The 16,209-nt window shown below is 46.5% G+C and carries 15 protein-coding genes; 1 reads left to right on the top strand and 14 read right to left on the bottom strand.

The window, feature by feature from the left end; translation table 11 throughout:
- Positions 1-60: 60 nt before the first annotated feature.
- From BUB35_RS19235 to BUB35_RS08480, 8 genes are all read right to left on the bottom strand, one after another.
- On the bottom strand, positions 61-207 hold the full coding sequence (locus BUB35_RS19235; RefSeq protein ID WP_015573956.1) for a hypothetical protein: 147 nt from the start codon (positions 205-207) through the stop codon (positions 61-63).
- Positions 208-662: 455 nt separating this feature from the next.
- The gene (locus tag BUB35_RS08510; protein WP_015573957.1) at positions 663-920 is read right to left on the bottom strand and encodes a helix-turn-helix domain-containing protein; all 258 of its coding nucleotides are present in this window, start codon (positions 918-920) and stop codon (positions 663-665) included.
- Positions 901-1,341: an RNA polymerase sigma factor gene (locus BUB35_RS08505; protein ID WP_072850852.1), complete on the bottom strand. Its 441-nt coding sequence runs from the start codon at positions 1,339-1,341 to the stop codon at positions 901-903. Before BUB35_RS08505 ends, BUB35_RS08510 begins: the two co-directional genes overlap by 20 nt.
- Before the next feature lie 869 nt (positions 1,342-2,210).
- Positions 2,211-4,568 (bottom strand): ABC transporter permease, encoded by a 2,358-nt coding sequence (locus BUB35_RS08500; protein ID WP_072850851.1) that lies wholly within the window; start codon positions 4,566-4,568, stop codon positions 2,211-2,213.
- Positions 4,552-5,247, bottom strand: coding sequence for an ABC transporter ATP-binding protein (locus BUB35_RS08495; protein ID WP_015573959.1), 696 nt, complete (start codon positions 5,245-5,247; stop codon positions 4,552-4,554). The genes BUB35_RS08500 and BUB35_RS08495 overlap by 17 nt, the downstream gene beginning before the upstream one ends.
- Before the next feature lie 64 nt (positions 5,248-5,311).
- A complete protein-coding gene (locus BUB35_RS08490; protein WP_015573960.1) occupies positions 5,312-6,541 on the bottom strand; it encodes a sensor histidine kinase in 1,230 nt (409 codons plus the stop codon).
- Positions 6,538-7,236, bottom strand: a complete 699-nt coding sequence (locus BUB35_RS08485) for a response regulator transcription factor (protein ID WP_015573961.1) — start codon at positions 7,234-7,236, stop codon at positions 6,538-6,540. The genes BUB35_RS08490 and BUB35_RS08485 overlap by 4 nt, the downstream gene beginning before the upstream one ends.
- Positions 7,229-7,408, bottom strand: a complete 180-nt coding sequence (locus BUB35_RS08480; RefSeq protein ID WP_015573962.1) for a helix-turn-helix domain-containing protein — start codon at positions 7,406-7,408, stop codon at positions 7,229-7,231. The genes BUB35_RS08485 and BUB35_RS08480 overlap by 8 nt, the downstream gene beginning before the upstream one ends.
- A gap of 170 nt (positions 7,409-7,578) precedes the next feature.
- Between BUB35_RS08480 and BUB35_RS08475 the strand changes: the two genes are divergently transcribed.
- Positions 7,579-7,932, top strand: coding sequence for a helix-turn-helix domain-containing protein (locus BUB35_RS08475; protein WP_072850887.1), 354 nt, complete (start codon positions 7,579-7,581; stop codon positions 7,930-7,932).
- Between the two features lie 175 nt (positions 7,933-8,107).
- Here BUB35_RS08475 and BUB35_RS08470 read toward each other — a convergent pair whose 3' ends face one another.
- The 6 genes from BUB35_RS08470 to BUB35_RS08445 all read right to left on the bottom strand — a co-directional run.
- Positions 8,108-10,213, bottom strand: a complete 2,106-nt coding sequence (locus tag BUB35_RS08470) for a DNA topoisomerase 3 (protein ID WP_200777586.1) — start codon at positions 10,211-10,213, stop codon at positions 8,108-8,110.
- A 582-nt stretch (positions 10,214-10,795) separates the two neighbouring features.
- Positions 10,796-11,536, bottom strand: coding sequence for a DUF4366 domain-containing protein (locus BUB35_RS08465; protein ID WP_015573971.1), 741 nt, complete (start codon positions 11,534-11,536; stop codon positions 10,796-10,798).
- Positions 11,526-11,783, bottom strand: coding sequence for a DUF4315 family protein (locus tag BUB35_RS08460; RefSeq protein WP_015573972.1), 258 nt, complete (start codon positions 11,781-11,783; stop codon positions 11,526-11,528). Before BUB35_RS08460 ends, BUB35_RS08465 begins: the two co-directional genes overlap by 11 nt.
- Before the next feature lie 30 nt (positions 11,784-11,813).
- A complete protein-coding gene (locus BUB35_RS08455) occupies positions 11,814-13,883 on the bottom strand; it encodes a C40 family peptidase (protein WP_015573973.1) in 2,070 nt (689 codons plus the stop codon).
- A 35-nt stretch (positions 13,884-13,918) separates the two neighbouring features.
- The gene (locus tag BUB35_RS08450) at positions 13,919-14,878 is read right to left on the bottom strand and encodes a DNA-methyltransferase (protein ID WP_015573974.1); all 960 of its coding nucleotides are present in this window, start codon (positions 14,876-14,878) and stop codon (positions 13,919-13,921) included.
- The coding region (locus tag BUB35_RS08445) for a VirB4-like conjugal transfer ATPase, CD1110 family (protein ID WP_200777585.1) at positions 14,875-16,209 on the bottom strand (1,335 nt) is incomplete at its 5' end. The genes BUB35_RS08450 and BUB35_RS08445, both read right to left, overlap by 4 nt.

Below are 16,209 nucleotides of genomic sequence, written 5' to 3'. Positions count from 1 at the left end.
GAGATAGGAACAAGCTGCTTTCTACATAAATTATACCATGCAGAAAACAGCTTGTCATTGTTATTTCGTAAGGCGAACCGCCTTATTTTTTTCTATTCTATTTATCATTTCAACCCACTTTTTTGTGAATTGAGCTTTTGAAGTCGTGCTTTCGCCGCTTTTGAAAACACTCCTGCAAAGTATCTGGTTTTTATCCGTATTTGCCATGATTAGCCCCCTTTCCAAGACTGGCTAATACACTATATGAATAGTGGCAAGTCCACTATTACAACATACAAAGGGGGCTTACCGGACGGCTGTTAGCATAGCTCCACGGGACTTTCACCCCTCCGGCGGTCTGCCGAAGCTCTACCCGTTGCCTGCGACGCTTTGAACGCTCGGACTACGGCGGTAAAGGAGTATCATTGTACCGATATATGGATTATGGCGGCAGAGTTGCTACGTCTGCTTTGGAACGCTGATATTTCCCGCTCGGTTTGTCCCTCCTTTCGTCGTCGCGTATCAGCCCAACGGCTCCCCATATATCGAATGTATCCGATTTGCCCTATGCTGCGCCGCCGTTATCTTGCGCCGCTTTCTTTGTCAAGGTGCCGGAAGTGGCTATGCTGCGTCAGCTATGGAACGGAAAAGGGGGAGTAAAGCGTTCCGCTGCTGATTTGCAGTTATTCGGCTTTAAAAGCCAGAACAGCCAACATCAGTTTTGCTTGCAGCCGTTCGCGAATATCCTCGTCCACGCCAAAATAGACGTTTCCGCGCTCGTCGTACAGCTTCCGCATGGAAAGGCGGGCTATGTAGCCGCTGAAATGCTGCAAGACCATTTTCATAGCGTCCGGGTCGCCCTTCGTCGCTGCCAGAATGACAGGATAGGGTACAAGGGCTTTATCCGTAAAACCGGACTGATTACCATTCGTCCCATTCATCAGCATTTTCCTCCAGATATTTTCTTAACAGCTCAAAAGAGCTTGTCCGGCGATACTGTATTGTGCTTCTTGACGTATTGAACAACTTTGCAATCTCGGTATCGTTCATTCCCTCAAAGTAGTACAGCAGTACAGCCTTGCGCTTTTCTTCCGGCAAAGTACGGATTGCTTCAAGAAGCAGTTTTGGTGTGATTTTCTTCCCGCCCCTTTCGTAGCTCGGTTCGCTATCTTCCTTTTTGAAATACTCGTCAAAGGAATGAAGCTGCCGCGCTTCTTCTAAGGTCATGTCGGAAAAGGTTACTTCCTTTTCCTTGTGCTTATGAAGCTCCTTATGAGCGTCACACGCTTCATTGTGCAATACCGTGTTACAGTATCTTTGAAAAGCACATTGTTTCTGAAATTCCCTGCGATTAGGTTCCACATTCTCACCTCCTTTCTCGAATGAAAGGTTGGTGGTGTCCCCCTTTTCGCGGGGTAATACTGGCGTTTTTGAAAAACGCCGAACGTTTTCAAAAATTTTTTGTAAAAATTTTTGAGCAAATCAAAACCACTAGTAAACTAGTGGTTTGATCAACCCCTAGAAGGGGTATTACGTGCCAACCCCTAAAAGGGGCATCGAAAAATATCATCGCATTTATTTGCACTGCAACCTGTAAACAGGTACTATAATTGAGAATACAGTATGTTAATTTAATATTGCATATCTATCCTTCATTTGATAATTAGTAAATCCATAGTAATTATCATTCAAAAAAAATATACTAAAGTATTTTATTTACCCCTAGTAGAACTAGGGGTTTTGTTAAGCTAAAGCACCCAACAAAATACGCCTGTCTGCAAGGCGCAGACAGGCGCAAAGGAAATATTAAAAGTATTTAGATGATTTGAAAGTTCATATTTAAGGGTGGAATATTCCCCGGCGGTGACCGGGCTTTTTTTGATGTGTAGAAGTTTGTGGAATTTTGTCGATACGCTCTATGCAACATGGCGGCTACCTCCTAAAGCCGCCATTTCTACATGGCTAAGGGTCGTCGTAGGTTTATGATAGACAAAAAGAAACGGCGGCTCTGAAAATCAAAGCCGCCGGATTTAGAAATGCACGCGAAAATATGTCTGCTGTGCGACGGCTTTTTTCTTTTGCCGTCGTCCGGCAGATAATGAACAAATATTTTGTTTTGCTTTATTCTATCAATGTCAGCTTACTTTAAGATGAATTTTAGCTTACGGATTTGTAAGGTAGAAAAAGAGAGGACAGTTTTTGAAGCTGCCCTCTCAAGAGATTATGAAAGATTATTGTGCGCTAATATTTTCTACAATAGACATTTTACGAAGTCTTTTAACTGGTCTATATACTGCAACTATAATTGAAAAAAACATAATCGCAGCAATAATTCCCAGTTCATTCCAGGGAATATTCCATGTATCACCCCAATTATAGGTTATCATCATTCCAAATAAGAGCTTATGAAAAGCCAGCCCGAAAATGCTTCCTACTACGGTTCCCATAACCGTATAAGTCGCTGCTTCTGCTATTACCATTTTGGCAAGTTGTTTTGTGCTTACCCCAATAGCCCGAAATGCTCCATATTGCTTTGTTCTTGCTGCAACACTCAATGCAATGCTATTTATAATGTTAAATATAGTAATCAAAACAACTACCACTAAAAATCCATAAAGGAATAAGCACATACAATAATAAATTCCCCTTGTGCTTTCATTTCCCATACGTTCATCGGAAAATGTGAAATCATTTCCTATCATTTGATGAAGGGCATTAACATCTGTATCAGTTGCATTTTTATCTAGCTGTATATCAATTACTGTGTACTCATTTTGCCCTGTTATTTTTTGAAATGTATTTTCAGAACAAATCAGAATACCATTACTCGTTGTATTAAATGGACAATCAGATAATATTCCGACAATTTGGATTTCTGTAGATTTTTCCCCAATCCTGCAATTTACTGTATCTCCTACCTCAATATTATTCTCTGGACTATATACAATTAGCCCGGTATTGACTTCATTTTGCACAACTTTGATAGAACCTTGCAACAAGTAATCTTTCGCCCAATCAAATTGTTTTTGTTCGTATGAGATTATATCTAATGTAACGCTATCATCATTTACTGTTGTCGGTACATCATAAGAAAACATTCGACCATAAGCAGCGTTGACTATCGGATTTTTTTCTAATTTTTCAAGTATTGAATTATCAATAGAACAAGTATTTTGAGGACTTATAATTGATATGTCGGCAGTCCAAGGGCGTAATGGTGTTAAAGTATGATTTGTAAAAGCTATTGCAACCACGAACGACAAAAAAAGAACGATACTTATAGAAAAAGAAAGTACCATTAAAATAAAGTTTTTCTTGCTTGATATTGCATGATAAATGCCAAGTGACGTTTCCACTTTAAATATTTTTGTATTTACAGCTTTTCGGACTGGACGCAGATTAAAGGCGTTTCCGGAAACAGCCATCAGCGGTGAAACTTTTGCAGCTTTTTTGGCAGGAGAATGAGCTGCAAGCAAAACTGTCAATAAACCTATTACAATTCCGGCCACAATACTGGGTAGACTAAAACTAAAAGTAGGAATAGCTCCAAAATATTCTGGACTAAGCACACGCAAAACAGCACATAAAACCCATACGACAACAATACCCATTGCGACACCAACTGGGATAGCAAAACGACACCAACTAAGAGCTTCTTTGTTTACCAATTTCATTACCTGCTTTGGTGTTGCACCAATACAGCGTATTAGTCCAAAAAATTCAGTTCGTTGCATTACATTACTATTTAGGCTGCTTGCTATCATAATTATACCTGCGAACATAACTAATAAAAATAAGATAATCGCCGACATATAAATCTGAACCATAAAAGAATTAGAACTTTGTCCCAATAAACCAAGTAATTTTGTATTTTCAGAAACTTGTTCATCAGAAAGATGACATTTCTCTTTTAAATTATTGATTGTATTTTGTATATTCTTTAAGTCTGAAAATTGAACACATAATATACTGTTATAGTCTGCTAATTCATCACTCATTTCAGTAGGATAAATTTCTCGAAAAGCAGAAGTTGTCATAAAAAAACCATACGAATCTTCACTCATTGTTTTTGAAGCGTCATTACAAAAACCGGAAATTTCATAGTGAAGTTCGGTACCGTCTGGTGTATTTATTGCCACCGTATCTCCAATTTGCAACCCTAAATATTCTTTTGCGTTAAGTGTAATCATAACCTGTTGATTATTCTGGGGAAAATTGCCTTCCTCAATAATATCTACCATTAGTTTTGTCATGTATTCTTCATCACAACCAACGATTACAGCATTCTTTCCTTCAAAAGTATAACCTTCATCACCTCTGAAATTCAAAACACCATAGCGGGCAGCAGCTTGTATATCTGGACGCCTTGAAATTAGTGTTGCTTCCTCGTCAGTAATATCTTTAATGCCAATATGAAAATTACCTCCGTCTATTTGAGCCTGCAATATTTGGCTACGAATAAACATATCAGCCATTCCAAAAATTGTTGTTACCAAAAATACAGCTAAAATAATGCAAAAAATAGACATTCTATTCTGTTTCCGATGTACTCTCGCAGAGATAGGGACAAGTTCAAGATAATGTTTCATTTGCAATCCCTCCTAAATCTGTAAGAACACCGTCACTTACTTGAAATACTCTATCTACGGAAGCTGTTAAATTCTTATTATGTGTAATAATTAAAATCGTCTGCTGATAATGCCGAGAAGCCGTTGTCAGCATATCCATAACGTCCTGGCTATTTTTGCTGTCTAGGTTTCCTGTCGGTTCATCTGCTAAAATTAGTTTTGGCTGTGTTATCAATGCCCTTCCAATAGCTACTCGTTGCTGCTGTCCTCCGGATAACTGGCTCGGTAAATGCTTGCGGCGTTCGGTCAGTCCAAGCAAATCAAGAATTTCATTTACCCTTTTCTGGTCTGGCTCTCGGTAGTCCAGCAACAGCGGGAACACAATATTCTGCTCTACATTCAACTCAGATACAAGCTGAAAAGACTGGAAGATAAAACCGATATTTCGTCGTCTGTAAATTGTTCGTTTTTCTTCTTTCATGGAAAACAGGTTTTGTCCGTCGATAAAAATGGAACCAGAAGTCGGTGTATCTAAGGCACCGATACAGTTAAGCAAGGTACTTTTTCCAGAACCAGATTCGCCTATAACAGCAGCAAATTCCCCTTTTTCAAGGGAAAAGGACACATTCTTCAAGGCTTGAACTTCTGCTTCGCCTTTTCCATAAGTTTTACACAAATTTTCAACTCTTAAAATCTCCATAATATTGATAACCTCCTTTTCTCAAAGGATAGCAGAGGCAGCTTACAACCCGGTGAATTTAACCTTACGATTTCGTAAGGAAAGAAACGGAAAAGGTGGTTCCCTCATGTAAAACACTTTGAACAGAAATAAGCCCACCTTGTCCTTCTATAATAGATTTTGCAAGAGGTAATCCTAATCCAATTCCTGGAGTATTAAGAGAATATTTGCTGCGGTAAAAGCGTTTGAAAATATGGTGTATATCTTCCGGTGCGATACCGCTTCCATTATCGTAAACTAAAATCCTTAACATAGTTGGCGTACTTTCCCAAGTAATCTCTATTACTCCTCCTGCTTCTGTGTGGTCTAACGCATTTTTTACAAGATTTCCAATCGCTTCGCTTGTCCAATCCATATCGCAAATTACAGTTTGATTAGGGGTGCCTTGTACAATAAGTTGCTTTTTCTCCTGTGTAGCCCTTGTAGTAAGTTCACTAATAGCATTTTTAATCAGTTCTTGTACGGAACAGGCACGTTTATCAAAAAGAATATTCCCCGTGTCTAAACGTGTAATTTTAAGCATAGATAAAATGAGCTGTTCCATTCGTTTTAAAGCAATTCCGATTTTTTGTGAAAACTCTTTTACTGTATTAGTATTATCCGGCTCGGATTCTATGATTTCCTGATACATCATCAAAGCTGCCAACGGCGTTTTTAACTGATGTGAAATATCTGAAATTGTGCTTTTCAGAAATTCCTTTGTCTTATGTTCGGTTTCGTTTTTGGCTTGAAGCATAGTAGCAAGCTGCTCAACAGAAGCAAATAAATGAAAAATTTCCCCTTCGCTGTCTTGTGGCAAATGGCAAGAATAGTCATTGTTAATGTAGTTGTCTATGATTTTTTCTGCCCGCTGATATAACTTATTCCTAATCCGCAGGAAAGAAATAATTCCAATTAACAAAACTATTATCATGCAAGTGCAGCTTCCAAAAAACATAAGCCAAAACTGATTTTGAAATTGAGAAAAATGAGGAAGCGTACTTCCTATTGTATATGAGGTAATTCCCAAATAATTTGATAATTCTATTCCGGCCACACTTGTATCTGTGGAAAAAATCGCATTAGCAATTATTTCTTTTGATATTCCTTGTTCCAATAAAGCAGATATAATAGCCCTATTGTGTTCCAGATACATAGATTTTGAAGCAGTTATTTGAGCTTGACAAAACCACGCGCCCACGCAAAAAATCAGAGCAATATATAGCACGATAAAAATTGAAAAAAATTTAACTTGCCTGTCACGGAATATACTCATGCTTCCACCTCTTTCCATTGATAGCCAAATCCGCGAACAGTGATTAAATGCTGCGGGTGTGAAGCGTCGATTTCGACTTTTTCACGGAGCCGACGGATATAAACGGACAAAGTATTATCGTCAACAAAATTTCCTGTCCCGTCCCACAAATCATTTAGAATAATATCTCTTGAAACAACACGGTTTGCATTGCGTACTAACAGACAGAGCAGGCGGTATTCCGCATTTGTTAATTCTAATATTCTGCCATTCAATAATACACGGCTTGCCAGTAGGTCAATAGATATATCGCCACATTTCAGAATGTTTGTTTTATCTTGTGAAGATACTCCTGCACGACGCAGCAAAGCACGAATACGGGAGCATAGTTCTCCTAATTTAAAAGGTTTCGTAACATAATCGTCCCCGCCACAATCCAAGCCCCGGATTACATTGACTTCTTCATCGGACGCGGTGAGGAAGATAATCGGGATTTGTGTATTTTGCTTTCTAACCTTTTCGCAGACATCAAATCCCGTTCCGTCTGGAAGCGTCACGTCAAGAATGAGTAAATCGTACTTATTTATATCCGTTAAAGAATTTTTTGCTTCTTCAACAGTACGGGCAATATCAACATGAAATCCGTTTTTATTTAAAGAGTATTGTAAACCGTCGATTAAGCTAATATCATCTTCCAGTAGTAATAGATTATTCATGCTTAAACTCCTTTCTCCTTGCGTCAGCGGGCTTTTCGGCTTCCTTTGGTATCAGCCACATATAGCCAATTTTTGAAACACCGGATATGCGGTTTTCTTCGCATAGCTTTTGTACCCGTCTTTCTGAAATTCCCCATTTCCGGGCTGCTTCGGGGCATGACATATATTCCATAACTTAAACCGTCCTTTCACATAATCTATCAATCTATATTATATGCGGAGAGCCGAACAAAAGCAATAAACAGTCTGTGAATATTGAGAAGTATTTAAGTTCATAATAGGAATTGTGTAAGCATATCCAACAGAAAAGAGGAACAGTAAAATGTAACTGGGTGAATGAATATGGCTAAAAGACCAGTACCAAAATATGATTTCAAGGCTTTTGGAGCAGCAATAAAGGCAGCGCGAACGGACAGAAAAGAGAGCCGTAAGAAAGTATGCGACGAAATGTTTATTTCTCCCCGCTACCTTGCGAATATAGAGAACAACGGGCAACACCCCAGTTTGCAGATTTTCTTTGAGCTTATGCTCCGTTACAATATATCCGTAGACCAATTTCTTTCAGATAAGCCTGCCGAAAAGAACACGCAGCGGCGGCAGCTTGACGCGCTGCTCGACGGCATAAGCGATATGGGGATTCGGATTGTAACAGCCACCGCAAAAGAGATAGCGGAAGTCGAAAAAGAGGACGAATGAGAATGTCCCGCAAAATTGAATATGGATTTTAGGAAGCGTTGTAATCTTTGCAGATTGCAGCGTTTTTCTTTTGCGTAAGTTTGGCAAAATCAAGGTTTCTTCCGTAGTAGGGGTAAAGGGAGAAAGTTTCTTAGCAAGCATAGGAAAGGGGTACCCCTTTCCTATGCTTGCTGCGTTACTTTCGTTTCTTCGGAAGCTCCACCCGGTAATTGACGTACTTCCCGCCCGTATCTGCCAAAAGGACGGTTCCTTCATAGGTCTTGCCTGTTTTCGGGGAATAGAGCTTCTTCACGGCTGCCTTGCCGTCCTTTAGGAGCGCGGCGGCGATTTTCGGGGAGAAACCCACGTTCCTTTCCTCAAAGAAACGGTCGTTCTTCCACATGGTAAAGCTGCACTCTTTGTTAGAACAGTAATAATTTTTCTTTCCCTCATAGACCGGGGAGCCGCAGCGGGGGCATTTGCCAAGCTCGGCACGTTCCGGCTTGAACAGGTCTTTTTTCTCGTCGGAAAGGAATGGATAGGATTTCACAAGCCCCTTTGCCATTTCCTCGATACCGCCCATAAATGCGTCCGGGTCTGCTTTTCCCTTTGCTATCTGGGTCAGGTTGTTTTCCCATTCGGCGGTCAGCTTCGGGGAAGTGAGGGCTTCCGGCAGGACGCATACAAGGTTGATACCGTCTTTTGTGGGGATAAGCTGTTTTCCCCTGCGCTCCACAAAACCGCCCTTGACTAATTTCTCAATAACGGCGGCGCGGGTCGCAGGCGTTCCAAGCCCCCGGCGTTCCGCGTCCGGGTCGGTTTCCTCATTCCCGGCGCGTTCCATAGCGGAGAGCAGGGACGCTTCGTTATGTGGCTTCGGCGGTGTGGTGTCATGCTCCGTTACTTTTGCCGTGGGGCGGTCAAAAATCTGCCCCTCGCTAAAGGAGAGCGTACCGGGGAGAAGCCCGTTTTCCTCGCTGTCCTCCGGGTCAGGTTTTGTTTTGAGGGTCGCCCGGTAGCGGCGTTCCAAGCCTTTCCACCCGTCGGAAAGTACCGTCCTTGCCTTTGCGGTAAAGATCTGTCCGGCACATTCAAAAACCGCCGTGACCGCTTCAAAGGTGTGCGGTTCGGCGGCAGCCATGAGAAGCCTTGCTCCGGCAAGGGTAAGGATATTCCGTTCCGTTTCCGGCAGCCCGGAAAGGTCAGTCTTTGCAAGCTCCATAGTGGGAATGATTGCGTGGTGGTCGGACACCTTTTTGCTGTTTAAAAGCCGGGAAACTTCCGGCGTGAGGGCAACGCCCTCCATAAATGGGAGCTTCCCGCATAGCATTGCAAGGATACCCGCCGCCGTATCGCCCATATCGTCGGTCAGAAACGCGCTGTCCGTTCTCGGATAAGTAAGGAGCCGCTTTTCATAGAGGGTTTGTGCAAGGTCAAGGGTCTGCTTTGCGGTATAGCCGAAAATCCGGTTCGCTTCCCGCTGTAAGGAAGTGAGGTCAAAGAGCTTCGGCGGGGCTGCGGTTTTCTGCTCTTTCACGACAGAAATACACACGGCTTGCGACGCTTCGCAGACTGTTTTCAGTTCCCGCGCTTCATCAGCGGCAGGGAGCCGTTCGCTTACGGCTTCCGCGCCGGAAAGCATGAGCCGCACATGATAGTATTTTTCTTTCTTGAAGGTGGTAATGGCAGCGTCCCGGTCAACAAGCATTTTTAAGGTCGGGGTCTGGACGCGCCCCACATTCAAGGTGTGGTTGTAAAGGCAGGAGAAAAGGCGGGTGGCGTTGATACCGATAATCCAGTCAGCCTTTGCCCTGCAAAGGGCAGAAGCAAAAAGAGGGTCATAGTCCCGCCCGTCCTTCAAGTGGGAGAAGCCGTCCCGAATAGCTTCGTCCTCCATTGAGGAAATCCAAAGGCGGCGCATGGGCTTTTCGCAGCCTGCGGTGTTGTAGACAAAGCGGAAAATCAATTCCCCCTCGCGCCCTGCGTCGCAGGCGTTGACGACCTCGGAAACGTCGTCCCGGTGCATAAGGTCTTTGAGGGTGTCAAACTGCACTTTCTTGTCGGCGGCAACAGTGTATTTCCATTCCTGCGGCAGAATGGGTAAGCTGTCATAGCTCCATTTCTTGTACTGTTCCCCATAGGCGGCAGCTTCCGCAAGCCCGATGAGGTGTCCGACACACCAGGAAACAAGATAGCCGTTCCCCTCGATAAAGCCGTCCTTTTTCTCCCTTGCGCCAAGGACAGCGGCGATAGACTGCGCCACACTGGGCTTTTCAGCGATTACTAAGATATGTGAAGTCAATAAAAGTCCTCCTTTCGGATAAAAGAAAAGAGCAACCGATTTCTCGATTGCCCTTGATTGTAACCATGTTGAATAGTATGGATATAAATGCAAAAATCTTTCTTATTATTCTTCAATGACCTGTATATATTGAATATTACATTTAGGAATAATATATCTATATCCAGATTTCTTAACTATACAAATTGTGGATTTTGAGTTTTCATAAACCTCCAAAATTGTAGAATATAAAGAATTGCTTTCAGTTATTTTAATGTCGTTTACCAAATCGTCAATTACTATTTCAATAATTGAATCCACATTACTGGAAGTATATATATTTGCTTTCAATTCAAATCCCCTTTCTAAATGTTATATCATTTACAGATTATAGCATATGAAGCATTGTAAATCCACATAGTCAGCGTTCCGGCTATCTGTCTTTTTCTATCTTTCTGATACAATACCCAATACAGGGGGACTGCCCCCGATAGGGGCAGCCCTCGCAACGCGGGGAAAAGGAAGCGGGCGGGGATTTATCCCGCTTTCCGCCCGCCGGTTTCTGTATCATCATTTTTTCATAGGGGCTGCCTGTAAACAGGGTCATACTTCCTTATCCTCCTGTTCCTCGTCGGTTTCCTCCCCGTCGTCTGCTTTCCCCGGCTGTTCTTCCTCGGTTTCCTCGTCCTCGTCGTAATCATCAAAGTCATAATCGCTGAGGTCGTCGCTTCCCTTTGCCGCGTCTTTCTTCGGTTTCAGCACTTTAAAATAATAGAACGCCGCGCCGCCTGCTCCGGCAAGCACAAGGACGATAAGCAATAGCCCCATGCTGCCGCCGCTTTCTTCCTCCTGCGGGGCTTCCGGTTCCTCCGGCTCCGGTTCGGTTTCCACGCCCGCACACTGGGTACGGTCAGCAGAGCATACGGGGCAGTTTATATTTACGGCTCCGGTTTCGCATTTCTCCGTACAGGTGCAGACAGCAGGCGTTTCCTCCGTTTCCCCGTCCTCCAAAAGTGCGGAAAGGTCTGCGTCGTCTACCTGATTGAGGAAATGGACAGTATTTTCCCCCTCGTCGTCCCGGTCAATGAGGATATAAAAATAGTTCCCGGCTTTGGTCGTTACTGTGATAAGCTGCTTGTTCCCGCCGAAATCGTCTACAAGGGTGGCGTTCCCCTCCGGTGTGAGGGGTTCGGCTTCCTGCGGTTCTTCATAAACAACGCCGCTGTCGTCGGTTGCGTCGGGCGTTTCCTCCGGGGTCTGTGCAAAAGCGGTAACGGAAAAGCCGCCCATAAGGAGCAGGGCGGCGCAAAAAGCAGTCAGTGTCCGTGTGATTTTATTCTTCATGTTCCGTGTCCTCCTGTCCGTCGTCATAATCCTGCGCGGCTTCCATGCCCGGAATACCGCCGTCTTTCAGCATAGCGTGAAGCTCCTGCGGGGTCAGCTTCATAGCCCGCACAAGCTGTACGATTTGCAGGTTTTCCGCTTCGGTTTTCTGTGCTTCCAAGCCTTTCAGTTTGTTCTGGTACTCTGTGATTTTCTCGCGGGTTTTCTGGATTTCCCGGTCGATACGTTCAATCTTGTTCATAGCCATAATTCAAAACTCCTTTCATTTTTGGTCGGTTTACCAGTTCATCAGCCCGTACCCTTTGATACACTGATAATTAAGGTCGTAGCTTTTTATCTTGCAGGCGTCGCCGGAATTGCCCTCCACGGTGTAGACGCGGCTCCCGTCTGTGCCTATGACAATGCCTACATGGTCTGCGCTGCCGTCTAAATCCCAGTCAAAAAAGATAGCGTCGCCGGGGGCGATATTCTCATAGCCCCTCGCGCCCCATTGCCCGCGCGACTGGAACCACGGGACACCCTGCGACTGGCAGGCGGCAAATTTCGGTTCGCTCACACCCGCCTGACTGTAGCACCAGCTCACAAAGCAGGCGCACCATTCAACACGGGAATTGAAGCCGTACCAGCTCCAATAGGGATAGCCGCCCACGTTGCCGACTTGCTGCTTCGCAAGGTCTACAAGGGCGGTGTTTCCGGGGCGTGTGCCGTTTACAAACTGTACGCCGCTTAAATCCTCCGACGCGGAAGTGTCCGGGGAACCGCCGCCGAAAATCAACGGCTTGTTGCCGCTTGTTTCCATGTAGACGCGGAACATTTCAAGCTGCTCCGGGGTCAGGAGTTCTTCCGCAAGTGAGGATATGGGCTTGTTCGTCAGCTCCACATTGAGGATATAATACTCATACGGCACTTGAACCGTATAGGTTTCCTCATGCTCGTTGCCGTCCTCGTCCGTCCATGTATCAGTACGTTCTTCCTCCCGGTAGCGGATTTCCACTTCCTCGGTCAGCGTCAGGGTGTACTGCAAGCCGAAAATGCGCTCGATTTCTGCCTGTGCGCTTTCCAGGGTGTAGCTCTGCAAAAGGGCGGTCAGATAGGACGCCAATTCATGGGGGTTATGCCCGATTGTGTCAAGGTCGTAGCGGTATTCATCATATCCGGGGTGGGTGCGCTCGATATTGTCTATCTCGCTTTGCAGCTCATTTTCCATAGCGGCATAGCTGTTTTCCACCGCCACAAGGTCGCTGTCCTCTGATGTGTAGGAAGTCCCGACAACGCCGTTTATCGTCCCGGAAAACATAGCCGAACAGGACGACAGCCCCGCAAAGACAAGGATAATCAGGAGCAGCGCGGCAATGGCGATACAAACGCCTGCCGGGTGCCTTGCCACAAACGCTACGGTCTGCCTTGTTTTCTCGGCGGCTTTGGCTGCCGCTTTCCGGGTGTTCTCCGCTGCGGCTCTGATACCCTTTGCGCTGCCTGCCCTTGCCGCCTTTGCATACTGCTTTTTTATCTGCTGTTTCTGCCAGAAACGGGAAAGGGGATTGCTTGTAAGCTGCGGGTTATCGTACAGCGTCTTGTGGTACTGGAAATTCACATTCGCCTTTGCCGCCGCTCTTTCTGCCTTTTCCGCTTTCCGGTAGGGTTTGAGCTTGTGGCTGCGGTAGCCCTGTTTCACTTTCCGCGCCCCATACTTCACGCCTTTTTCTGCCAGTTCTTCGGATTTGTGCGCGCCCTCCACGCCGGAATTGTCCTTTTCTACGGAATGTACCTTGTTATGGACGAAAATACCCGCTTCCTGCGCGGGGCGGGACAGCGGGTTTCTGTGAACTTTGCTTCCGGGCATGGGCTTTTCCCGTTCCTCAAAGCATAAGCGGGTCTTTGCCTTTCCGGTGGCTTCATCAAAAGTGCGTTCCTTTATAAGTTTTTTCTGCTTCGGGATAGCTGCCTTTGCCGCGTCCAGACGGTCGGCTGCCCGGTTGGATTTTTCAATGTATTTTTCCAGTTCCGGGGTGGAAAGTTCTTCTTCGGTAAACTGCAAGCGGGACGACTTCGTTTGTGCCGCCGCTTCCTCCTGTGCTTTCCTTGCCGCTTTTTTGCTTGCCTTGCGGGTATGGGCTGCGTCGATACGCTCCATGACGCGCTCGGCGGCTGCCGTGTCCTGCTTTGGGGCAGTTCCCGGCGCATGGGACAAGGGAGAGGACGGGGAAGCCGCCCCTTGAAGCTGCGCCGCGTCCTGTGCGGCTTGCTGCTCCGGCGTTTTCTGGAAATCCGCTTCCTGTATGCGCTTGCTGATACGTTCGCTTTCTCCCGTGGTCTGGTTCTGCTCGGTCAGCCCGTCACGGGTCATTTTCTGCGTGATTTTATCGCGGGGCTTATACTGTTTTATGTCTTTCCACCTCCAATCCGCGCCCTTGCAAGGGCGCAATACTCTGCGTTAATCTCAATGCCGACATAGTGGCGGTCAAGGCTTTTCGCCGCAAGCCCGGTCGTGCCGCTCCCGAAAAAGGGGTCAAGCACAACTCCGCCTTTCGGACAGCCCGCCAGTATGCACGTTTCCGCTAACTTCGGGGGAAACGCGGCAAAATGCCCGCCTTTATAGGGGACGGTGTTGATAGTCCAAACGTCCCGGCGGTTCCTTGTGGTCGGCATGAGCGCGTCGTCATAGTAGCCGCCGCTCCTTGCCCTGTTCAGCCCCTGCACTTTTCCCTGTCCGGGGATTTCAGCGGCGTATTTGCTGTTCGCGCTGCGCCCCAGTCGGTACCGCGCCGCCGTTTTCGGGGAAATGGGTTCGGCTATGGCTGCCGCGTCATAGTAGTATTTCTTTTCTTTCGTCAGCAGGAAGATATGTTCATAGCAGCGGGTCGGGCGGTCTTTGCAGCTTTCCGGCATGGGGTTTTCTTTCTGCCAGATAATATCGCTCCGCAGATACCACCCGTCCGAGCGCAGGGAAAAGGCTAAGAGCCACGGGATACCGATTAAATCTTTTTGCTTGATACCCGCCGCTTTTCGTGCGATTGATACGCTTTGCCCGTTCCTGCCTTTCGGGTTTTTCGGGTCGGTAGAGCTGCCTTTGCTTCCAGTGCCGCAGTAAGTGTCTGCGATATTCAGCCAGAGCGTCCCGTCCGGGCGCAGCACCCTCCGCAGCTCCCGGAAAATCACGGTCAACCGCCGGATATATTCCTCCGGCGTGTCCTCGCGCCCTATCTGCATGGTAAGCCCGTAATCGCGCAGCGCGTAGTAGGGCGGGCTTGTCACGGCACAATGGACGCTTTCAGAGGGAAGTTCCCGCAGGGCATACAGCGCGTCCCGGTTGATAATGGTGTCTGTCGTCAGCCCGTTCATGCTTCCCCCACTTCCTCCGGCTTCGTCGTCATTACCTTGTAAAGCTCCGTGTCCTTCGGGAAGCGGTCTACAAAAGGCAGCACCACGTTCCCGTAGAAGATAAGCCCCTCGCCCGCTTCGGTGTGGGTCACATACTTCATCTGCTGCGGGGAAATGCCTAACTGTCCTGCAAGGATAGCCCGGTCGCCCTGTGCCTGATTGAGCATGAGGACAAAATCGCTGTTCTCAAAGATATTCTCCACTTCGCGGGAAGCAAGCAGGTCTTTGACGTTCTGGGTAATGGCGGTCGGAATGCCGCCCCACTTACGGAAACGCTTCCAAATCTCCACGGAATAGGCGGCGGTCTGTTCTTCTTTCAAAAGCAAGTGAAATTCGTCCATGTAGTAGCGCGTCGCTTTTTTCTCTGCCCGGTTGACCGTCACGCGGTTCCATACCTGGTCTTGCACAATGAGCATACCTAACTTTTTGAGCTGTTTCCCAAGCTGCTTAATGTCAAAGCAGACAAGGCGGTTGGAAAGCTCCACGTTCGTCCTGTGGTTGAACACGTTAAGACTGCCGGAAACGTAAAGCTCCAACGCCGCCGCAATCCGCGCCGCTTCCGGCTCCGGCTGCTTCAAAAGTTCATTGTAAAGGTCGCCAAGGACAGGCATTTTCGCCGGGTCGGGGTCGGCAAGAAACGGTCGGTACACATTCCGTACAGCCCGGTCAATGACGGTCTTATCGACAGGCTGCAAGCCCTCCTTGCCGCCGATAACAAGCTCGCAGAGGGAAAGGATAAAGTCGCTTTTTAAGGCAAGGGGGTTGTCGTCCTCGGAATAGTTGAGGTTTATATCCATAGGGTTTACATACTGTGGCTTGCCGTCCATGCCTTTCCCCGCCGGGGAGAGCCGCACCACCTGTCCGTTGAGCCGCTGCACAAGGGAAAAATACTCGGCTTCCGGGTCGCAGATGATAATATCGTCGTCCGTAATGAGAAACGCATTTGTCATTTCCCGCTTTGCCGCAAAGGATTTCCCGCTTCCCGGCGTCCCAAGGATAAGCCCGTTCGGGTTTTTGAGCTGCTTCCGGTCGCAGAGTATCATGTTGTTAGAAAGCGCGTTCAGCCCGTAGTAAAGGGCTTCCCCGGTCTGGAAAAGCTCCTGCGTGATAAAGGGGATAAAGATTGCGGTACTGCTCGTCGTCAAGCCCCTCTGGATAGGGACAAGGTTCTCGCCCAGAGGGACGCTGCTCATCAAGCCTGCTTCCTGCTGATAGTCAAGCCGGGTAAGGGCGCAGTTATATTTCTGTGCGATACCCGCCGCCGCGAACACGTCATTTTCCAGTTTCCGCTT

Source organism: Anaerotignum lactatifermentans DSM 14214 (assembly GCF_900142265.1).
GTDB classification, from domain to species: Bacteria; Bacillota; Clostridia; order Lachnospirales; family Anaerotignaceae; genus Anaerotignum; species Anaerotignum lactatifermentans.
The sequence above is the reverse complement of the archived record's forward strand: the minus strand, read 5'-3'. Positions and strand labels throughout refer to the sequence as shown.